This is a genomic window from Rhizomicrobium sp. (assembly GCA_037200985.1).
Classification (GTDB): Bacteria; Pseudomonadota; Alphaproteobacteria; order Micropepsales; family Micropepsaceae; genus Rhizomicrobium.
The window spans coordinates 3391025-3407867 of sequence record JBBCGJ010000001.1 but is presented as its reverse complement, the minus strand read 5'-3'; the positions used below and the strand labels follow the sequence as shown (position 1 = coordinate 3407867).

The following is a 16843-nucleotide window of genomic DNA, read 5'->3' as shown; positions in this document are numbered from 1 at the left end:
TACACTTGAGTTGGTGATTCTTCCGGGTCAACCGTAAAGTGGTCCCATGAAACTCTTCATCGACAGCGCCGACCCCAAGGAAATCGCGAAATGGGCCGCCACCGGCCTGGTGGACGGCGTGACGACCAATCCCTCGCTCGCCGCCAAGACCGGCCTCGACTACGTCGAATCGCTGCACCAGATCTGCGCCTCCGTCTCCGGCCCGGTGAGCGCCGAAGTGCTCGCGGTCGAGACCAAGGACATGATCGCCGAGGCGAAGATCTTCGCCAAGATCGGCAAGAACATCACCATCAAGGTGCCGCTCACCTGGGACGGGCTGGCCGCCTGCCGCGCGCTGCGCGGCGATGGCATGATGGTCAACGTCACGCTCTGCTTCTCGCCGGTGCAGGCGATGCTGGCGGCCAAAGCCGGCGCCACCTTCATCTCGCCCTTCATCGGAAGGCTCGACGATGCCGGCCAGGACGGCATGGAACTGATCCGCGAGATCCGCACCATTTACGACAATTACGGCTATGACACGCAGATCCTCGCCGCCTCGATCCGCGGCGTGCCGCATGTGCGCGAAAGCGCGCTCAGCGGCGCCGACGTCGCGACGATCCCGGTCGACGTGTTCAAGACCCTCCTCAACCATCCGCTGACCGACAAGGGGCTGGCGGCCTTCATCGCGGATGCGAAGAAGGCCGGCGTCAGAATCAGGGACGAATGAGCGAACAGGCGAAAACCGCGCCACCGGGGCAGGCGGCGGCGGACGCGATCAAGGCCTATATCCGGATGAACCGCGGCAAGCTCGCGGATGACGGCGAATTGCTGTCGCTGCTGCTGCCCGAGCGCGAAGACATCGGCGACGCGCGGGATTTCCAGCGCTTCGTGATCGACCGGCTGGCGGCGGAGAACGCGACGCTGCGGGCCGAGCGCGACGGTTTGCTGGGCCTCCAGAAATCCTCCGTCCGCATGGGCGAGGGCGTGCGTCGCTTCGTGCTCGACCTGATCGATGCGCGCAGCTTCGCCGAGGCCATCGCGGTGGTGATCGCCGCCGCGCCCTCCTTCGGCGCCGACCGCGCCGCGATCTGCGTCGAAGGCGAAGCCGGCATCGCGAAGATCCGCACCGAAGGCGTCCGTCTGATCCCGCCCGGCACGACCGAAGCGGTGCTGGGGCGCGACGGCACCGGGGCGATCCTCTCGGGCGGCGGCGAACTTCTCCTGGGCAGCGGCGGCGGCGACTTCCGCAGCCTCGCGGTGTTCCGCGTCAAGATCGGCCGCGACGCGCCCGCCGCGCTCCTCGTCATCGGCGCCCTGGCGGAAGCCGCGTTCGAGGACGAGGCCATCGCCACCGATCTGCGCTTCGCCGCGCGCGCGCTCGAACGGGCCATAAGGGCATGGCTCGATCTGCCGAAGATCTGAAGAAGGCCTGGCTCGCCAGCCTCGCGCATGAGCGGCGCGCCAGCCCGCACACGCTGCGCGCCTATGGCGACGACATGGCGCGCTTTCTCGCTTTCCTGCACGGCCATCTCGGCGGCGGCGTCAACGAACGCGCGCTGGCCAAGCTCGCCCCGGCCGACATCCGCGCCTTCATCACCGTCCGCCGCGCCGAAGGTCTGGGCGCGAAGGGCGTGCAGCGCGCCATGGCCGCGGTGCGCAGCTTCTTCCGCTATCTGGCGCGCGAGAATATCCTGGAAAGCGCCGCCGCGCGCAGCATCCGCACCCCGCGCATCCGCAAAGGCCTGCCGCGCCCGCTCAGCGAACGCGACGCGGCGCGTGCCATCGAAGTCGCGGGCGAGAACGCCGTCGAATGGATCGCGCGCCGCGATGCGGCGCTGCTGACTCTTCTTTATGGCGCCGGCCTGCGCATCTCGGAGGCCTTGAGCCTGAAGCGCGGCGACGTGCCCCTGGCGCCGTCGCTGACCATCCTCGGCAAGGGCGCCAAGGAACGCGTCGTGCCGATGCTCGACTCCGTGCGCGAGGCCATCGCCGCCTATGAGGGTGTCATTCCCTTCGCCGGCGCGAAGGACACAGCGCTGTTTCTGTCCCGCCGGGGCAAGCCGATGAGCCCGCGCGAGGCGCAGCTCCTGATGGAACGCTTGCGCGGCGCGCTGGGCCTGTCGGAGCGGGCGACGCCGCATGCGATGCGCCATTCCTTCGCGACGCATCTGCTCGCCAATGGGGGCGACCTCCGCGCCGTGCAGGAGCTCCTGGGCCACGCCTCGCTGTCCACGACACAGACCTACACGGAGATCGACACGAAGAAGCTGATGGCGGTCTATGAAAAAGCCCACCCGCGCGGATAGTGCAAGATCGTCATCCCGGCCAAGCGAGCGCAGCGAGCATGAGCCGGGACCCATCGTGCCGCGCAAAGGACCGCTCAGGGACCGAGCTGGACAAGCCGCCGGGTCGCCGCCGCCTTTAGAACGGCCCAGATCTTCTTCTCCGCATCGCTGAGGCGATGCAGCTCCGCGAAGATCATCGCCTCGGTCAGAAGGCGGCGCAGCGCGTAGTTGTTCGCGTTCAGCGTGGAGATGCGCAGGTTCTCGTCCGCCGATGCCGCCGCCGCTTCGAGCCCGGCCCTCAATTCGGCATCGCCCACCGCGCCCGCGATTTCGCCGAACAGGGCGCGCAGATCGCTGTTCTCCGCGACACGGATATCGGCGCCGCGGTCGTATTCCTTCGCCGCCATCGTCAGCACGGTCGAAAGAAGACCCACCGTGCCCTGCGCGAAGGCCGCGCCGTGTTCGTTGAGGCCGCTCGCGATCTTCTCGATCGACTTGTCCAGGATCGTTCCGACGTCGGGATTCATGCCGCGTCTCCCAGCCGGTGAGCCAGCACCATGTTGTGGAAGGCGAGGCAATACCATCCTGAAAAGGCGTTGATCGGATCGATATTGCGCCCTTGCGCATATTCGCGCGCCGCCGAGATCCAGATCGCCGCGCCCTTGACCCCCGCGAAGATCTCCCACCAGCGCAGCGCCGCCGGCTCGGCTTTCAGGCCGCTCGTCTTCTCCCAGATCGCGATGGCCTCCGCCCGCGCGATCATGCCGCCCGGAAAATCGGGATTGCCGCCGGACCACAGGGGATCGATCGCCCAGCCGAGGTCTTCCAGCGGATCGCCCAGATGCGCCATCTCCCAGTCCAGGATCGCGCGGATTTTCCCCGTCTCGTCATAGAGGAAATTTCCGGTGCGATAATCGCCATGCACCACCGCGATCTTCTGCGCCGGCGGCGGCGGGTTGCGCTTCAGCCAGCGGATCGCGGCGCGCACGATGGGCTGCGGCTCGCTCTCGTCCTCGTCGATCACCTTTTCCCAGCGCGCCACCTCGTGCATCGCGACGTCGTGGATGTCGGTCTCGCCCTCGAATTCGGACAGCCCGACATCGCGCGGATCGACCGACGCGATCCGCCCCAGCACGCTGAAGAACTCCCGCCCGATCGCGTCCCGATGCGCGCCATAGGGATCGGGGCTCATGATCGAGCCCGCCAGGCAGTTCTCGATCTCCTCCATGATGAAGAAGGGCCGCTCCAGCGGCGCCGGGTCGAGCTCCAGCGCCACCGGCTCGGGCACCGGCAGGCCGAGGGCATGGAACGCCTCATAGGCGCGATATTCGGTGGTCCGCTCGGTCTCGATCAGGCTGGCCGGCGGATCGCGGCGCAGGATCAGTCCGCGCTCGCGCCCGCCGCTGCGGGCGCGGAAGCGATAGGTCTCGCGCGACGCGCCGCCCGGAATCCGCGCCAGTCCCGTGACGGTCAGATCGGGCGCGTCGAGCCGGCTGCGCAGATAGGTCTGAAGCCTGTCGGAAAGATCGTTCATGGCGCCGGATCGAAAATGCCGGTGAGGCCGTGCGGCGCATAGGCGCCGACGACGAGCTGTTCGAGCACGCCGGTGCCGCTGGTGTTCACGTTCGGCCCGGTCAGCCTGGCTTCGACGAAGGCCTGGATGTGCTGGAATTGCGGCAGGTTCTCGTCGACCTCGGCGGTCTTGTAGGCGTCATAGCCGACCGCCAATTCGCCGTGATAGCGCCCATGGCCCCATTCGGGATGGCCATAGCCGATGCCTGACATGTAGAAATTGAACTTCGGCGTCATCTCGGCGCGCCATTCTCCGCCGCGCGCGTCGCGCGTCTCGATCGTCGCGTGCCGGGCGTGCCGCGTGCCCGGCTTGTAGTCGATGGTCGACCAGCAGGCCGCCATGTGCTCGGCCTCGTCGGTGCCGGCCGGCCCGATCACCGAGGCGGTGTTCCACGCCTTGCCCGAAGCGTCGGCATTGTTGTGATAGAGCATGAAGCGGTCGGGGAAATTCAGCGGCGACCACAGCCAATAGAATTGCGGCAGGCGCGGCGGCGCGGCGCCTTGCGGATTGGCGAGGCCCACCGGCCGCACGCCCCAGGAGCGGTCGCGCGTGCCGACGATCTTGTCCCGCGAAAGTTCGATCCGCTTGCCCGCGACCTCGATCCAGCCGTCATAGGTCCCGTTCTGCGTCAGCCTTGTATAGTCCATGAAGGTGAGCGGCCCCATGCGATAGGTGAAGCGCGGCTCCTCGACGGGCAGGGCGCGGGCATGGAAGGTGATGTCCGCCGCGATGCCGTGATCGTTCTTGCCCACGACGAGGCGCAGCGTCTTCAGGGGCTCGATCACCTGCACCGCGATGGGGCCGACCGCGGTATCCATCCGCTCCATGGCGAGCAGCTTGGAGGCGCGCAGATTGTGCTGCACCCCGCCGTCGATCACCGACAGGGCGGCATCCATGACGTTCAGATGCGGATAGACGCCGAGCGCGGCGGCGAAGAACACCGCGCCGTCGGCGGAATAGCCGTTGAAGAAATAGCGGTCGTAGAAGTTGCGGTCGGTGCCGGACGTGGCGATGGGTTCCGGCAGCTGGTGCACCGGGTAGTCGTCGGCTTTGGTCAGCATGGGCGCTTCTTATTGTGGTTGGCGGCCAGAATGGCCCCCGCTCCCGCGTCCGGCAACGGCAAAAATCGAGGTTTCCCAAGGGGAAATCCTGTGTTGCAGTCTTGGGGCGACATGCGTATTTTCCGCGCCTCTTCGGGCGGGCCTTTGGCGGCGCGCTTCGGAAAGCCGCCTTAGCTCAGCCGGTAGAGCACATCATTCGTAATGATGGGGTCGCGTGTTCGAGTCACGCAGGCGGCACCAGTCTTTTCGGTCCCGAAGACAACCGCTGATCGCGGCATCGTCTCGAGGTGCGATCGAAGACTTGGTTCAGCCGGCATCATCGATGGAAAGCACCGGCGCGTCCGCGGTAAGTCGCGTCGCCCAAACGAATATCCTGAGTGCGCGCCGAAATAAGGCGCCCTACAACTTGCCGTTCTCAGGCGTTGACCGTCGGTCGATCGCGAAGCGGCGACGGGAAATATTATAATCCTTCCTTTCCGAACCGTTTTGTGAAACTCTCGTAATGGATGGGGCGCGTTGTTTCCGACGCGTGGGGATTTTCGTGAAAAACAATCGCCTGCTGTGGCTGCTTGCGGCAGTGGTCATACTTGTGCTCGTCCTGCTGCTTTCCTATTGCACGCTCATTCGCCACGAGACGCCGCCCGAAAAAAGCGCCGTGCCGGTTTCGCTGGCCGGCGGGCAGCTTCTCGCCCTCAACGATGCGGTCGTGACCGGCTTCGCGGGCACTGCAATCCGCGCCGAAGAGCTCGCCCCGTCTCCGATGGGGGCACAGGCGCTCGCGCAGACCTTCATCGACATCCATGGTCCGGCGGCGCGCATCCTCAACGCGCGCGAACCGCGCTCGGTCTGGAACGGAGACATGTGGGTCGCGCCGCAGACCCATGCGATCCGCGCCGCGGATGTCGGGCAGGTCTTCGGCGTCGCGATCGACGATGCTTCCCACCCCAATATCTATCTCGCCGCGACGTCCGTCTACGGATTGAACCTGGTCGAGCGGCCGCCGCATGACGGCGACGACGACGATGACGACAAGAAAAAGGGCGATGACGACGACGACGATGCGCTGCCGCACCGCCTTCACACGGGCGGACCCCGCGCGGAATGGATGGCGGGCCAGTTCGGCGCCGGCGGCGGTCCCTCGAGCATCTGGCGCGTCGACGGCCGCACCGGCCAGGTCACGCTGTTCGCGACGGTGGATGGCGGCGCCGGCGGACCGGCGGGGCTCGGCAATCTCGCCTACGATGCCGCGCATCGTCAGATCTTCGTCTCCAACCTGTCGACCGGGCTGATCCACAGGCTCGACCTGGCGGGGCGCGATCTCGGCAATTTCGATCACGGCACGGACGGCCGCCGCGCCGCCGGCCTGGACGCGGTCGCCTACGATTCGTCCGGCCGCGTGCAGATCACCGATACGGGTTTCAATCCGGAGAACCCGGCCACCTGGGGCTTCGCGCCCTCGGCCCGCCGCGTCTGGGGCCTCGCGGTGCATGACAGCAGACTCTATTACGCGACCGCCGACGGCCATATCTGGTCGGTGGGGCTGAAGGACGACGGCGACTTCGCGGGCGATCCGCGCAAGGAGATCGATCTTCCGGCCGGTGACGCGCCGGTCTCCGACATCGTGTTCGGCCATGACGGCGCGATGATCGTGGCCGAGCGCGCCGTCATCGGCGCGCATTTCGACTACAGCCCGCTGGCGCCCTCCGGCGCCGCGCATGTCTGGCGATTCTGGCCCGAACGGCCGGACGATCCGAAGACGGCGAGCGCCTGGTACCAGCAGCCCGAGGAATATGCGGTGGGCTATGGGCACGGCAACCGCGCCAGCGGCGGCGGCGTCGATCTCGCCTATGGCTACCGGATAGACGACAAGGGCGTCGTCACTTTCGACATCGACGGCTGCGAGGATGCGATCGTCTTCACCGGCGACAGCCTGCGCAGCTTCCACAAGACGCCGGACGGCTTCGCACCGGTCGGCGCGCTCCAGCTCAACGGCCTGCAGATCAGCCCCGCGCGGCCCGTGCGCGGCTTCAACGCGCCGCCGGCGATCAGCTATTTCGTCAACTATTCGGCCCAGATGGACAACGCCAACCATGCCGGCAGCGTGGGCGGCGTGCGCGTCTATCGCCTGCCCTGCACCGGCGCGTGTCCCCTGCCGCGCGATGCCGATTTTGCCGTCAACACCGTTCCCCCCGTCGCCCCGCCGCCGCCGTCGAACCCGGCCGGCTGCACGGGTGCGGACTGCACGAACCCGCCCTGCACCGGCCCGGACTGCGGCCCGCCCTGCACGGGTCCCGATTGCGGACCGCCCTGTACCGGGCCGGATTGCGGGCCGCCTTGCACGGGCCCCGATTGCTGCAAAGGACCGGATTGCACGGGTCCGAAGATCTGCATGTCGGTGGAGGGACGCGCGGTGTGCGATCCCGCCTCCGGCGGCTGGGTCTACAAGCTGACCGCGACCGATCCGCTCGGGATCGGCATCGATACGGTGAGCGCCTATTCCCGCGTGCCGGGCGTGACGGTGTCGAACGGGCCGCAGATCCCGCTCAATCCGCCCCCGGGCGTGATCCAGCTCAGTGGCGCGTCGCCGGGACAGGTCGTGACGGTCGACATCTGCGGCTTCAACAGCGCCGATCCGAACTACCTGGCCGGCAAGCCCTATGACTGCTGCCACGAGAAGATCCGGGTGCGTGTGCCGCGTGGCGTGTGCAAGCCGAACGAGGGGCGCGCCCAATGACCGGCTGGATGAAAGCGCTTCTGATCGCCGGCGGCACGGCCGCCGGCGCCGCCGTGATCGCCGCTGCGGTCTATTTCGGCCTGCCCTATCTTCAGAAGAAGGCACCGGCCGTGGCCCTGGCCCCGGTGACGTCGTCGACCTCGCCCAACTTCACCAAGACGGCCTATCAGGTGGATTCGAGCGGCAATCTCGTCCTCGATTCGAACGGCGATCCCGTGCCCTTTTCCGGCTCGGTCCATCCCGGCGACCGGATCGAATATGTGCTGACCTACAAGCCGCCGGCCAGCGGTTCGAGCGGCCCGGCCACCATCACCGACACGCTGAGCGCCAACCAGAGCTATGTCGATCCGTCCATCCAGGCGCCGCCGGGCTGGACCTATCCGACGAGCCCCGGCTATCCCGGCAACGTCGAAACCTACAGCAATCCGGGCTTCGGGCCGGGCACCGGCTTCACGATGAATGTCGCGCCGATCGGCCCGGCGATCGGCCTGGCCGGCAATTCCACCGGCGACGGCTTTCAGCCGATTCCGGTCCCGGCGGCCGGACGTATCTACAGCGTGTGGCACCACATGCCCAATCCTCAGCCCGGTTCTTACGCAGGCGTGATGTGCTGGAGCGCGTCCGATCTCAGCCCCTGCGCCGGCTATTCGAAGCTGATCAGCGCGGCCGGAGGCGGCAATGTGATCACGCCCCATTGGCCGCATGCCGTGGTCGTGGGCACCAAGTTCTATTTCCCAGCCAGCCACGAGCAAGCCAACAACACGACCGCCGATCTCGGCATCGGCTGCTGGGACACCGTGACCGAGGCGGCGTGTCCCTTTATCACGCTCCCCGGCGGCCCGACGTTCCCGTTCGTCTGGTCGTCGATCACGACGAGCCAGTATGGCGCCCACTCCACCAGCTATCTGGCCGGCGTGGTGACCGATCCGGCGCAGCCGACGCATCTGATCGTCAACGCGAACAACCAGCTCTATTGCATCGATGCGACGACGTCGGCGCCCTGTGCGGCTTGGGTGAGTTCGCCGCCGCTGGCCGGCGCCACGATGGCCGGCCAGTTTCGCGACATGATCGCGGAAGACTCCGGAAGCAATCCGCGGGTGTTCGTCGAATACAACGGCGGCACGGCGTCGGCCCGCATTGCTTGCCGCGTTCTGGCGACAGGTGCGAACTGCCCGGGATGGGCCTTGATCGGCGGATCGTCGGAAACCGTTCTGCCGCTCAGGACCGGAGCTTACATGACGATATCGCCCGTTCCGGATGCCGGTCCGGGCTGGGTCGCGGTCTGCGCGCACCAGGCGCTGCAGGGTCCGCCGGCCTGCCTGAAGACGGCCAATGGCTCGGCTTATGCGATGCCGTCGGTTTTCACCACGTCGGGCGGGCAGTTCAATGGGACGGACAACACCTATGTTCCCAACGCCGCCACCAATCATGCGCGCTACGTGATTGCCGCCTTCCATATCCCCGGCACGCGGCAGGTCCTTTATCCCTACTACATAACCCGGACGGGCCCCTATTGCTTCGACTTCGCGACCAATGCGGCGTGCGCCGGCTTCAATGCCGTGTGGAACTCGAACAACAACAATCCAGTCAATCCGATCCTGAACGACTCGCGGGATTACGGCTACGCCGCCGATCCGACCGATCCGGAGCACTGTCTGCTCGGCCTGGGCGATCACGAGATTCTCTGGCGCTTCCGCCGCGACGGCTCGATGGGCCGCGGCGTCTGCATGCAGCAGCATGTGCAGCAGACCTTCGACATCAACGCGCCGTTCTGCGCCAAGAAGCCGAAACAGGCGAACTGGACGACGGTGGACATCGTCGGCCGGCCGACCGAGCTGGTCGGCGGCACGATCACGATCAAGGATTCGACCGGCGCGGTGGTGCAGACGATCTCCGTGACGGCCGCCAATTCCTATGCCGTCAACCTGCCGGCGACCGGCGCCAACGCCACGCTCACGGTCGAGTTCACGCCGAACTACGGCACCAACACGCCGCCCACCGCGGGCTATCAGGTCACGCTGAACTACACCGCCGATGTCGATCCGCAGATCTGCTACAAGACGACGGTGCTGGATTGCACGGAGACGCTGACCCAGGGGCCCGTCACCAACACGGCGGTCTATACCGACGCCAACGGCACCAACCAGGCGAGCGTCAATCTCGGCAAGGTCGTGGGCGGCCATTGCGGCCCGCCGCCCTGCCTGCTCGACCTGCAATCGGCGATCACGCTCAATCCGGACGGTACGGGAACGCTGACGATCACCGGATCGGGGCCGCCCGGGTTCAATCCGACGACGCTCAACGTCCACACGACCACGCCCGGCGTCGGCATCGCGCCGCCGACCCGCACCGTGCCGCCGGGGCCGATCAACACGACCTTCGTCCTCACCGGCGTCACGCCCGGCCAGAGCATCGACATCCAGATCGACGCCGTCGATCCGGGCGCCGGCACGAACGGCAGCGACAAATGCTGCTCCTCGACGATCACCGTCGTCGTGCCGCGCGAAGAGCACCACCATCACACCGATGTCGCGATTCAGAAGACCGCCACATCCGAAGGCCAGGGGCCGGCCGATGGCAGCGGCTATATCTATACGCTGGCCGTCACCAATGTCAGCGAGCCGATCAACGGCCAGAACAATGTCGTCGTCACCGACGTCGTGCCCGCGGGGCTGAGCTTCGCAAGCGCCACCGGCACGGACTGGAATTGCGTGGGCCCGTTCCCCATCGCGGCTGGCGGCACGCTGACCTGCACCTATACCGGCAGCGGGACGGTGGCGACCGGCCAGTTCCTCCCGCCGATCACGGTGGTCTCGACCAATGCGCGCCCGGGCGTGCCGCTGCCGACGGTGACCAATTGCGCCCATGTCGGCTTTGCGACGGGCAGCGGGCTGACCGACTACAATCCGGTGAACGACCAGAGCTGCGTCACCGGCACCAAGGGCGGCTCCGGCAAGCTCACGGTCGAAAAGGTCCTCCGCTCCGTGGACGGCCACGACAATTCCTCGCTCGAGTTCCATGCGGATGCCTTGTGCACGCCGCCGGGCGGCACGCCGGTGACGGTTACGCTTGCGCTCGGCGGCACGAACTCCCTGGGCAGCACCAATGGCTATTCGCAGGACGTCGAGAACCTGGCCACCGGCACGGTGTGCACGGTCACGGAACAGCCGCCGCCGCCGCCGGTGGACGCCAAGTGCCATTGGGTCACGACCTACCCCGACGGTCAGCAGGCGACGATCGCGGCGGGCACCGTCACCGTGCACATTCTGAATACCGAGGTCTGCGAGACGCAGCCGACCGAGGGCGCGACGGTCCTGATCTCCAAGGTGACGGTGATCGACGGCCGGCTGACCTATGCGCCGCGCCAGTCCTTCCCGATCCGCGCGACCTGCGTCGATCCGCGGGGTGCGGTGACGAATCTGAGCTACACCGCTTCGGCGGCCGCGGGCTTCGACTCGACCAAGAAGACCGTGCCGGCGGGCACGAAGTGCACGGTCCGCGAGCCGACGGCGCCGCCGCCGCCCGGCCGCCAGGGCTGCCATTGGGAGACGAGCTATCAGCTCAACGGCAAGCCGATCCGCTCCTTCCCGGTGACGATCGGCGCGCGCCCGACGAACGTGATCCTCGTGCGCAACGAACTGCAATGCGAAGAGACGCACACGACGACCGGCGACAATTGCCCCGACGGGAGCCATTGGAACGGCCGGCGCTGCGTGACCTGCGAGCGCGGCGAGGACTGGGACGACGCCCGGAAGATCTGCACCGTGCCGCGGCATCCGAGTTGCCGCGCCCCCATGGTCCTCGATGAAGAGGGCACGGCGTGCGAATGTCCGGAAGGCACGGAGCAGAAGAACGGCACCTGCCAGAAGCGCGGCTCGTTCCTCGACGACGTGTTCGGCCATGTTCACATCGGGGTCGGCGGCCGCTCGGGCGGCGGTCACGGCGGCGGCGGCGACGTCAAGCCGCCCGGAAAATGACGCGCCGGCGCATCGCGTGGCGGAGTCTGGGGCTGTTTCGCGCCGGCTCCGCTTCGGCCGTCTCCGGTCAGGTCAGGAAGGTCTGCGCCGGCGGCGCGCCGTCTTCCCGGCGGCCGGGCCTTCGCAGATCGCCCGAAAGCCGGCGGCCATGAACGCCGCCATATGCTCCCGGATCGAGATGAAATCGTCCGACGAGCAGATTCCATGGGACAGGCTGTCGAGCCGGCCGGTGCGCGCCATATTGTGGGTCATCGCGCCCGACAAGAAGTGATAGCCCCAGTAGATCCGTTCCTCGTCGCAATTCGGCATCGCTTTCTTGAGCAGGTCGATCAGCGCGAGCGCGACCGGATCGAAATACTTCGTCATCTTCTCGGCGCCCCAGCCGGCCGTGCTGTTGGCCTGTGCCGCGATCTTGCCGAACGACGCCCAATTTTCCTCGTCTTCGATCTGCACGTTCAGGTCGGTGTTGATCCAGGCCCGCAGCGCGCCCTCGACCGTGACGTTCCCGCCCACCTCTTCGGCATAGCGCCGCATCGCCTCGAGCCGGTTGCGCGCCGAGAGCGGCGCCCGCCGCGCCCAGACCGCCTCGAAAATGCTTTCCTTGCCCTTGAAATGGTAGTGAATCAGCGTCGAGCTGACGCCGATGCGCGATGCGACGTCCTTCAGCGTGACGCCGTGATAGCCGAACTCGGCGAACAGCTGCTCGGCGGCGTTGAGAATGCGTTCGATCGACGCTTCACGCGCGCGCGCCTTGTTGTTCCGGGCACGCGGACGCCGCGGCGCCGGCGCGCCGGTCTGTACGACTTTTTCGATATTGCTCATTGCGGGCCAGATTGCCGACCTGTAACTGACGCGTCAACGCGGCGTCGTTGCTCGCAAGCGGCGCGCTGGCCGCCTGCTCCTTCAAGATTCGCGCGCATGGGCGACATCCGCTGGGGGGTGGTTTGAGTCGTCGCACAGCGCGATGCCGTCGCGTCGACGGCGTCCCTCGACGCGTGCGCGACGCGTCCGGCACTTCCGCCGGACCTGCTCGAACCGCTCCGGCGCCCCGCCCCTGTGTCGTTCCCGCATCACGCCGGGCCAAACATATTGACTGTTGTGTAAGTCAGTATTGACCATGATCCGGTTTCCTGCCAGCGTTTGCGAACGTGCCGCAGAGCACGAGGTTCATCGCCCGCGGGCGAGAGGGGAGCGAAACTCATGAGGCGCACGCTTAGCCTATCCACGTCCGTTCTGGCGCTTGTCTGCTGCGGCGCGGCCTGGCCGTCGGCCGCATCGGCCGCCGACAATGCGAACGGCGGCATCGAGACGGTGGTCGTCACCGCAGAGCGCCGGTCCGAAGATCTGATGAAGACGCCGATCACGGCGAGCGTCCTGAGCGGCGAGGATCTTCAGAACCGGGACGTGTTCAACGTCAACGCGCTGCAGTTCATCGCGCCCAATGTGACGGTCAACGATCTGGGCCAGGGCGTCGACTTCGACATCCGCGGCATCGGCAAGGGCGAGCACAACACCCAGACGCCGCCGGGCGTCGTCACCTACCGCGACGGCGCGTCGACCTTCCCGGGCTATCTGACGGCGGAGCCCTATTACGACATCAAGAGCGTCGAAGTGTATCGCGGGCCGCAAGGCACCTTCGTGGGCCAGAACGCGACGGGCGGCGCGGTGTTCGTGTCGACGAACGATCCGGTGATCGGCGGCGGCTATAACGGCTATTTCATGGGCCAATACGGCAATTACAATGACGGCCAGTTGCAGGGCGCGGTCAACGTTCCGATCACCGACGACCTGGCGATCCGCATCTCGGGCTTCGGCGAGGCCCGCGGCAGCTTCTACAGCATCATCGACAGGGATCCGGCGGATGCCTGTCCGCATTTCAAATATGACGGCTGCAAGCCCGGCTACAATCCGGGCGATCTCCGGGTGGCCGCCGGGCGCCTCAGCGTCCTGTGGCAGCCCACCGACGCCCTGACGGTGTCGGTCAAGTACGACGCCCTCTATCAGGATTTCGGCGCCGCGCCGTCCGTTCCGTTCTCGCAGCTCCTACCTGTCGGCGCTCCCGTCGCGCCATACGGCATTCCCAATCCGTATCACGACGGCAATCTTTTCCATGCGACGGCCAATGCGCCGATGGCGCGAATGGATCGCGAGCAGCGCGGCATCGTGAAGATCGATTACGTCTTCCCGAGCGGGATCAAGCTGCAGTCCATTTCCGACTACAATGTCGGCAACGGCAATTGGACGACCGACCTCGACGGCACCGATTACGGAGCCCCGTCCGACTATCCTTACTTCGGCAGCGCCGCCACCGTTGCGGACTGGCTTGCCGGCACGAAGAACTGGACCTTCCTGGATCGGGTGGACGAGACCGTCTATTCCGAGGAGCTCAACCTGGTCTCGCCCGACGACGGGCCGATCACCTGGGTGCTGGGCTTGTACGCGCAGGAAAACGACTACGGCTGGCTTCCGCCCTATCAGTTCTGGATCGCCGTCGGCCCCCGCTTCCCGGGCGGCCCCACGCCCAATGCGGGCAATCTCTATCAATATACCTCCTACACGTTCCAGGGACATACGAGCAATCAGGACATTGCCGCCTTCGGCCAGGTCGAAGCCAAGCTCGGCGACGGCGTCCAGGTTTCCCTGGGCGGCCGCTGGACCCAGACCCGCACGCACAACGACGTCATGCTCTGGAACTACGGCAACGGCTTCGGCGTGACGACGCTGACGCCGGTGCCGATCCACGATTTCGAGGGTCAGCAGTCGAACAATCTCTCCTACAAGGCGGCGGTCGACTGGGCCGTCAATGACGGCGACTTCCTCTATGCCTTCGTGGCGACGGGCTATACGGGCGGCGGCCTCAACACCTTCACATCCGCGGCCGGCGGCCCGTCTCCGTTCGGCGACGTGACGGATACCAATTACGAGGTGGGCTGGAAGAGGAATTCCTGGTTCGACGGGCATCTGCGCACCCAGCTGGCCGCCTTCTACACGACCTACAACAACTTCCAGATCTCGCTGTCCGATCCGCAGACGCCGCGCAACAGCTACGAGATCAACCTTCCCAAGACGACCACGATCTACGGTTTCGAAGGGGAGACCCAAGCCACGTTCGGGCAATTCTCCCTCACCGCCTCCCTCGGCTTGCTGAAGAGCGAACTGGGCAGCTACTGGACGGTCGACCCGCGATTCAATCTCGTGGCGAGCGGGACGTGCCTGCCGGCGACCGGCGGGACGGATCCCTACTGCGTCAACGTGAAGGGGCATCCGATCACCTATGCGCCCAGCGTCACCTACAATCTCGGCGCCCAGTACATCTTCGACATCGGCGAGGGCGACACGCTGACCCCGCGCCTGAGCTTTGCCCATGTATCGGGGCAATGGGCGTCGATATTCGACAATCCGGCCCTGGGCGATCTCCTGGGCGTGCGCGATCTGCTCAGCGCGCAGCTCGAATGGAAGACCGGCAGCTGGTTCTGGACGCTCTATGGCGACAACCTGACGGACAAGCAGTACGTGGCGTCCAACAATTCCGGCGGCCTCTATGCCGGCGCGCCGCGGCAGTACGGCATCCGCTTGTCCAAGTTTTTCTGAGAGGGGGCTCTTTCTGGCCGCCGGCTGAACGACCGCCGGCGGCCGGACTGTTCGAATGCAGGCCATGCAAGCTTACGCCCTCACGGTAGACAAGTTTCTCGATCACGCCGCCAAGTGGCACAGCGCTGCCGAAGTCGTGTCGGTGGCGGGCCCGACCACGCGCATCGGCTATGCCGCCCTGCGGGCGCGCGCCAACCGGCTTTCGGGAAGCCTGCGCGCGCTCGGCCTGAAGACCGGCCAGCGCATCGCGACGCTCGCCTGGAATACGCAGCACCATTTTGAGCTTTACTACGGCGCGATGGGCGCGGGCTTCGTGTGCCACACGCTCAACCCGCGCCTCACGGCGGCGCATCTCGCGGCGATGGTGAACGAGGCGGAAGACCGCGTCCTCGCGGTCGGCGGCGGGCTCGCGGAACTGGCGCGCGACCTTGTGGGCCGCTGCCCGGGCATCGAGACGGTCGTGCTTCTGGACGGCGCGCCGGACGAACCCATCGCGAATGTCCGGACCTTCGCGTTCGAGGCGCTGCTCGCGGACTTCGGCAGGGAGACGGGCTGGGGCGCATTCGACGAGAACGCGCCGGCGGGGCTCTGCTACACCTCCGGCACGACCGGCGCGCCCAAGGGCGTGCTTTACACCCACCGCTCCAACTACCTTCACACGCTGCGCGCGCTGCAGGCCGACGCCATCGCGCTGACCACCGCCGATTGCGTCCTGGCGGCGGTGCCGATGTTCCACGCCAATGGCTGGGGCCTCCCCTTCGCCGCGCCGGCCGCCGGCGCCAAGCTGGTCCTGCCGGGCCGTCACGCCGACGGTGCGAATCTGGCGCGGCTCATCCGCGAGGAGGGCGTCACGATCGCCGTGGGCGTGCCGACCGTGTGGCAGGGCCTGCTGGCCCATCTCGACGCGAATGGCGGCGACGTGCCGACGCTCGAGCGCATCATCATCGGCGGATCGACCTGTCCCGATGCGCTGATCGAACGGATGGAGACGCGCCTCGCGGCGCGCGTGCAGACGAGCTGGGGCATGACGGAGCTTTCGCCGCTCGGCACCATCGCGGCGCCGCGCGGCCGGGACCGGGCCGTCGCCTCCGGCCGTCCGCCGGTCGGGCTCGATCTCAAGCTCACCGACGCCGCCGGCGCGCCCCTGCCGCGGCAGCGCAATGTCGCCGGCCATCTGAAGGTGAAGGGCGCGGGCGTCGTGCAGCGCTACTTCAAGGCCGAAGCCGAGGCCGTGGACGCCGAAGGCTATTTCGACACCGGCGATCTGGCGAGCATCGACGACGCCGGCAACCTCACGATCTGCGGCCGCTCCAAGGACCTGATCAAATCTGGGGGCGAATGGATCAATCCGGCGGAGATCGAAGCCATCGTGGGACGCCTGCCGGGCGTGGGGCAGGTTGCCGTGATCGGCCAGGCCGATCCCAAATGGGGCGAGCGGCCGATCCTCGTGGTCGAGCCGCAGCAGAGCCATACCATCGACAGCGGCGCGCTCCTGGCGGCGTTGCGCGGCAATGTGGCCGATTGGTGGATACCCGATCGGGTGATCCAGGTGGCGCGCATGCCGCTCGCGGCAACGGGCAAGATCGACAAGAATCGTCTTCGCATGGACTACGCCAGAACCTAGCCGGCGACCCGGCGGAAGA

Annotated in this window: 11 protein-coding genes and 1 tRNA gene; 8 read left to right on the top strand and 4 right to left on the bottom strand. The window is 66.9% G+C overall.

The window, feature by feature from the left end; genetic code table 11:
- The first annotated feature begins 46 nt into the window (after positions 1-46).
- From fsa to WDN01_16655, 3 genes are read left to right on the top strand one after another with little or no spacing between them, the layout of a single operon-like run.
- Entirely contained in the window at positions 47-706 is a 660-nt protein-coding gene (fsa, locus tag WDN01_16665) for a fructose-6-phosphate aldolase (protein ID MEJ0027660.1), read from the top strand.
- Positions 703-1401, top strand: a complete 699-nt coding sequence (locus WDN01_16660) for a DUF484 family protein (GenBank protein ID MEJ0027659.1) — start codon at positions 703-705, stop codon at positions 1399-1401. The genes fsa and WDN01_16660 overlap by 4 nt, the downstream gene beginning before the upstream one ends.
- A complete protein-coding gene (locus tag WDN01_16655; protein MEJ0027658.1) occupies positions 1377-2285 on the top strand; it encodes a tyrosine recombinase XerC in 909 nt (302 codons plus the stop codon). The genes WDN01_16660 and WDN01_16655 overlap by 25 nt, the downstream gene beginning before the upstream one ends.
- A gap of 74 nt (positions 2286-2359) precedes the next feature.
- Here WDN01_16655 and WDN01_16650 read toward each other — a convergent pair whose 3' ends face one another.
- From WDN01_16650 to WDN01_16640, 3 genes are read right to left on the bottom strand one after another with little or no spacing between them, the layout of a single operon-like run.
- On the bottom strand, positions 2360-2791 hold the full coding sequence (locus WDN01_16650; GenBank protein ID MEJ0027657.1) for a hypothetical protein: 432 nt from the start codon (positions 2789-2791) through the stop codon (positions 2360-2362).
- Positions 2788-3798 (bottom strand): phosphotransferase family protein, encoded by a 1011-nt coding sequence (locus WDN01_16645; protein MEJ0027656.1) that lies wholly within the window; start codon positions 3796-3798, stop codon positions 2788-2790. Before WDN01_16645 ends, WDN01_16650 begins: the two co-directional genes overlap by 4 nt.
- A complete protein-coding gene (locus WDN01_16640; GenBank protein ID MEJ0027655.1) occupies positions 3795-4898 on the bottom strand; it encodes a hypothetical protein in 1104 nt (367 codons plus the stop codon). The genes WDN01_16645 and WDN01_16640 overlap by 4 nt, the downstream gene beginning before the upstream one ends.
- 164 nt (positions 4899-5062) lie before the next feature.
- On the opposite strand from WDN01_16640, the gene WDN01_16635 reads away from it, so the two are divergent.
- The 3 genes from WDN01_16635 (at position 5063) to WDN01_16625 (ending at position 11609) form a co-directional block, all read left to right on the top strand.
- Positions 5063-5138: transfer RNA gene (locus WDN01_16635), tRNA-Thr, on the top strand.
- Between the two features lie 301 nt (positions 5139-5439).
- Positions 5440-7632: a hypothetical protein gene (locus WDN01_16630; protein MEJ0027654.1), complete on the top strand. Its 2193-nt coding sequence runs from the start codon at positions 5440-5442 to the stop codon at positions 7630-7632.
- The gene (locus WDN01_16625; GenBank protein MEJ0027653.1) at positions 7629-11609 is read left to right on the top strand and encodes a DUF5979 domain-containing protein; all 3981 of its coding nucleotides are present in this window, start codon (positions 7629-7631) and stop codon (positions 11607-11609) included. Before WDN01_16630 ends, WDN01_16625 begins: the two co-directional genes overlap by 4 nt.
- 72 nt (positions 11610-11681) lie before the next feature.
- Here WDN01_16625 and WDN01_16620 read toward each other — a convergent pair whose 3' ends face one another.
- Positions 11682-12431 (bottom strand): TetR/AcrR family transcriptional regulator, encoded by a 750-nt coding sequence (locus WDN01_16620; protein ID MEJ0027652.1) that lies wholly within the window; start codon positions 12429-12431, stop codon positions 11682-11684.
- 378 nt (positions 12432-12809) lie between these two features.
- Between WDN01_16620 and WDN01_16615 the strand changes: the two genes are divergently transcribed.
- Both WDN01_16615 and WDN01_16610 read left to right on the top strand, forming a co-directional pair.
- Positions 12810-15200, top strand: coding sequence for a TonB-dependent receptor (locus tag WDN01_16615; protein ID MEJ0027651.1), 2391 nt, complete (start codon positions 12810-12812; stop codon positions 15198-15200).
- A 64-nt stretch (positions 15201-15264) separates the two neighbouring features.
- Positions 15265-16824: an AMP-binding protein gene (locus WDN01_16610; GenBank protein MEJ0027650.1), complete on the top strand. Its 1560-nt coding sequence runs from the start codon at positions 15265-15267 to the stop codon at positions 16822-16824.
- The last annotated feature ends 19 nt before the right edge of the window (positions 16825-16843 follow it).

Coding starts and splice junctions, on each gene's coding strand:
- WDN01_16610 (MEJ0027650.1), top strand. CDS start 15,265: ATGCAAGCTTACGCCCTCACGGTAGACAAGTTTCTCGATCACGCCGCC.
- WDN01_16640 (MEJ0027655.1), bottom strand. CDS start 4,898: ATGCTGACCAAAGCCGACGACTACCCGGTGCACCAGCTGCCGGAACCC.
- WDN01_16660 (MEJ0027659.1), top strand. CDS start 703: ATGAGCGAACAGGCGAAAACCGCGCCACCGGGGCAGGCGGCGGCGGAC.
- WDN01_16645 (MEJ0027656.1), bottom strand. CDS start 3,798: ATGAACGATCTTTCCGACAGGCTTCAGACCTATCTGCGCAGCCGGCTC.
- WDN01_16615 (MEJ0027651.1), top strand. CDS start 12,810: ATGAGGCGCACGCTTAGCCTATCCACGTCCGTTCTGGCGCTTGTCTGC.
- WDN01_16625 (MEJ0027653.1), top strand. CDS start 7,629: ATGACCGGCTGGATGAAAGCGCTTCTGATCGCCGGCGGCACGGCCGCC.
- WDN01_16650 (MEJ0027657.1), bottom strand. CDS start 2,791: ATGAATCCCGACGTCGGAACGATCCTGGACAAGTCGATCGAGAAGATC.
- WDN01_16620 (MEJ0027652.1), bottom strand. CDS start 12,431: ATGAGCAATATCGAAAAAGTCGTACAGACCGGCGCGCCGGCGCCGCGG.
- WDN01_16655 (MEJ0027658.1), top strand. CDS start 1,377: ATGGCTCGATCTGCCGAAGATCTGAAGAAGGCCTGGCTCGCCAGCCTC.
- fsa (MEJ0027660.1), top strand. CDS start 47: ATGAAACTCTTCATCGACAGCGCCGACCCCAAGGAAATCGCGAAATGG.